Raw genomic sequence first — 4,112 nt, 5'->3', positions numbered from 1 at the left:
GTTTATCAGGTAGAAGGATTTATAGGAAAAGATGAGGATGAAATTTATTTTATTCCACGAAAAGTTTGCTAGGAGGAGAGTAGAATGAGTAAATTAAAAAAGGCAATGTACTTATTAGTTGGATTAATAGCCTTTGTACTAGGTTTTATAGGAATATTTTTACCACTGCTACCAACAACACCATTATTTTTATTAACATCATTTTGTTTATTAAAAAGTAGTGAAAAATTAAATGAAAAGTTTATGCAAACTAAGATGTACGAAAAATATGTAAAATCATTTGTAGAAAAAGGTGGAATGACTTTAAAAGCAAAACTTTGCTTAACAGTTCCAGTATCACTATTACTACTGTTTATGTTTATAACTATAGAAAATACAATGATGAGAATGATAATCATAATAATGTGGTTGGCAAAAGTAATAGTATTTACAAGGATGAAGACAATAAAAGTTGAGACAAATAGGGAGGCATATGATGGTCAATAAAAGATTATTATCACTTTGTGATGAGTCAAAAAAATGGATAGGTATGACAGTTTTAATGAACTGGATATCTATAATATGTAATATTGCAATAGTAGTTTATATAGGTAATGTAATAGATAAACTATATAATAATGATTTTAATATAAATATTTTAGGTTCAGCAGTATTTATAGTAGCAATGTTAGGAATTAGATTTGTATGTAATTTCTTATCAACAAAGTTTTCTTCTAAATCTTCAACAGAAGTTAGAAAGGGCTTAAGATCAAAAATATACCAAAAGTTATTAGATTTAGGTGTTAACTATAAAGATACAATATCAACATCATCAACTGTACAAATATCAGTAGATGGAGTAGAAGCCTTAGAAATATATTTTGGTAGATATTTACCTCAATTATTTTATAGTTTATTAGCACCACTTACACTATTTGTAGTGGTAGCACCAATAAGCTTTAAAGCTGCTATAGTACTATTAATATGTGTACCTTTAATACCAGTATCAATAGTAGCTGTAATGAAATTTGCTAAAAAGTTATTAGGAAAGTACTGGGGTATATATACTAATCTAGGAGATTCTTTCTTAGAAAACTTACATGGACTTACAACATTAAAAATATATGACTTAGATGAAGAAAAAAATGAAGAAATGAACAAAGAAGCTGAAAACTTCAGAAATATAACTATGAAAGTATTATCAATGCAATTAAACTCTATAAATATTATGGATCTTATTGCTTTTGGAGGGTCAGCTCTAGGTATAATAATAGCTACAAATCAATATAGTCAAGGAAATATAACTATAGGTCAAGTACTTATAATAATATTACTTTCATCAGAATTCTTTATACCACTTAGACTATTAGGATCATATTTCCACGTAGCTATGAATGGTATGGCTGCAAGTGATAAAATATTTAATTTATTAGATGCAGAAATAGAAAAGATCGAAAACTTAACTAAAGAAGAAATGAATTTATTAAAAGATATAAATATAGAAATAAAAAATGTAGACTTTAGTTATGACAAAGAAAGAAAAGTACTTAAAAATGTAAATGTAACTATACCAAAAGGAAAAATGATTGCCTTAGTTGGGGAAAGTGGATGTGGTAAGAGTACTATAACTAACTTACTATTAAAACAAGAAAAAGTAGATAGTGGTGAAATAACACTAAATGGAATAGATTTAAATTATATACCATTTGAAGTATTAACTAAAAAGGTTGGATTTATAAACCATAGTGCATACATATTTAATGGAACAATAGAAGACAACTTAAGAATGGGTAAATTTGATGCAAATGAAAGAGAAATAAATGAAGCACTTAAAAAAGCTAATTTATATGATTTTGTACAAAGCTTACCAGAAAAATTACAAACAAATGTTGGAGAAGGTGGATCATTATTATCAGGTGGTCAAAAGCAAAGATTAGCTTTAGCTAGAACTATAATAACAAATCCTGAAATATATATATTCGATGAAGCAACTTCAAATATAGATGTAGAAAGTGAAGAAAAGATATGGAGATCTATATATGAGTTATCAGAAAATAAAACTGTTATAGTAATATCTCATAGATTGGCTAACGTTAAAAATGCAGATAACATCTATGTATTAGATAAAGGTAATATAGTAGAAAGTGGAAGTCATAAAGACCTTATGATGTATAATGGAAAATATGCACAATTAGTAAATCATCAAAATAACTTAGAAAGTATATACAATGATGAATTAACACAAAAGGAGGTGGCTATAAGTGAATAATAGACAATCAGGTATGAAAATTATGGCAAGGCTTATAAAAATACTTAAGCCACTAGCACCAGTTATGATGATAACAATAAGCTTTGGAGTACTAGGATTTTTAGCTGCAATAGCAATAACAACTTTTGGAGGCGTTGCTATTGCTACAAAGCTTGGAATAGATATGTCAGTAACATTTAAAACAAGTATAACTGTAATAATAGTATGTGCAGTACTTAGAGGATTACTTAGATATATAGAACAATATTCAGGTCATTATATAGCCTTTAAGATACTTGCAATACTTAGAGATAAGGTATATAAAGCACTTAGAAAATTAGCACCATCAAAGCTAGAATCTAAGGAAAAAGGAAATTTAATTTCAGTAATAACAAGTGATATAGAATTATTAGAAGTATTTTATGCTCATACAGTAGCTCCAATAGCTATAGCAATAATTACTTCTATAATAATAGCGTTAGTTTTAGGAAGTATTAATATATACTTTGGATTAATATCAGCAGGATTCTATATAATAGTAGGTTATGTAATACCAGTTTTCTCTTCTAAATATGGAAATAAGGCTGGAGTAGAATATAGAGAAGAATTTGCTAAAACAAATAGTTTCTTATTAGAATCATTAAAAGGTATAAAAGAAGTATTATTATTTAATCAAGGTGAAAAAAGATTAGCTAAAATAAATGAAAATAGTGATAGACTAAATGCTAAATTAGATGATATCAAAAAACATGAAGGTATAATAAGAGCTTGTACAGATGTAACTATAATGATAGCTATATTAACTTTCTTATTTGTTGGTATACACTTAATGCAAAATAATGTATTAAATTTAGGAGAGTTAATAGTAGCAATAGTACTATTATCTAGTTCATTTGGTCCAGTTGTAGCTTTAAGTAACTTATCAAATAACTTAATACATACTTTTGCTTGTGCTCAAAGATTATTTGATATATTAGATGAAGTACCAGCAGTTGATGAAGTAGAAGGTGAAATAACTCTTAAAACTTCAGAAATGTCTATAGAAAATATGGACTTTAACTACGGTGATAGAAATGAAAAATTATTAAATAATATAAACCTAGATATAAGAAAAGGTGAAAAAATAGCTATACTTGGAGAAAGTGGATGCGGTAAGAGTACATTACTTAAGCTTATGATGAGATTCTGGGATGTAAACAATGGATCAATAAACATAGATAATAAGAATATAAAAAATGTGCCAACTAAGACTTTAAGAAAAACTCAAACTTTGGTTACACAAGAGACATTCTTATTTAATGATAGTATAGAAAATAATATAAAAATAGGTAAAATAGATGCTACTGAAGAAGAAGTAATAGAGGCTTGTAAAAAAGCATCAATACATGATTTTATAACTACTTTACCACAAGGATATAAAACTAATGTTGGAGAGTTAGGTGGAAATTTATCTTCTGGAGAAAGACAAAGATTGGGTATAGCTAGAGCTTTCCTACATGATGGAGATATATTAATACTTGATGAACCTACAAGTAACTTAGATACTTTAAATGAAGCTGAAATACTAAAGAGTTTAGAAAATCATTGTAAAGACAAAACAGTTGTAATGGTATCTCACAGAAAATCAAGTGCAGCTATATGTGATAAAAAGATTTATGTAAAAAATAATACATTAAGTTACAACTAAAGGTGAGATTATGACTAGAATAGAAAAAGAAAAACAAACTATAAATCTTATGATAAATATATATTGTAGAAAAAAGCATAAGCATAAAAATGGATTATGTGAAGATTGCCAAGAACTATTAGAGTATGCACATAAGAGACTTGATTTTTGTAAGTTTGGAAATGAAAAGAGCTTTTGTAGTAAATGTCCGATACATTG

Annotated in this window: 4 protein-coding genes; all 4 read left to right on the top strand. The window is 27.1% G+C overall.

The genetic code is table 11. The features are described from left to right. The first annotated feature begins 84 nt into the window (after positions 1-84). Positions 85-486 (top strand): YbaN family protein, encoded by a 402-nt coding sequence (locus Q5F54_RS11440; protein ID WP_071120712.1) that lies wholly within the window; start codon positions 85-87, stop codon positions 484-486. Further along, positions 476-2,248: an ABC transporter ATP-binding protein/permease gene (locus tag Q5F54_RS11435; RefSeq protein WP_281538716.1), complete on the top strand. Its 1,773-nt coding sequence runs from the start codon at positions 476-478 to the stop codon at positions 2,246-2,248. The genes Q5F54_RS11440 and Q5F54_RS11435 overlap by 11 nt, the downstream gene beginning before the upstream one ends. Next, a complete protein-coding gene (gene cydC, locus Q5F54_RS11430; protein ID WP_330644420.1) occupies positions 2,241-3,914 on the top strand; it encodes a thiol reductant ABC exporter subunit CydC in 1,674 nt (557 codons plus the stop codon). Before Q5F54_RS11435 ends, cydC begins: the two co-directional genes overlap by 8 nt. Positions 3,915-3,924: 10 nt before the next feature. Next, positions 3,925-4,112 (top strand): nitrous oxide-stimulated promoter family protein (locus Q5F54_RS11425; protein ID WP_302334453.1); only part of this gene is annotated, 188 nt, incomplete at its 3' end.

This window comes from uncultured Romboutsia sp. (assembly GCF_958366745.1).
Taxonomy (GTDB): Bacteria; Bacillota; Clostridia; order Peptostreptococcales; family Peptostreptococcaceae; genus Romboutsia; species Romboutsia timonensis.
Note: the sequence above shows the minus strand (reverse complement) of the source record. Positions and strands in the feature narration are given on the sequence as shown.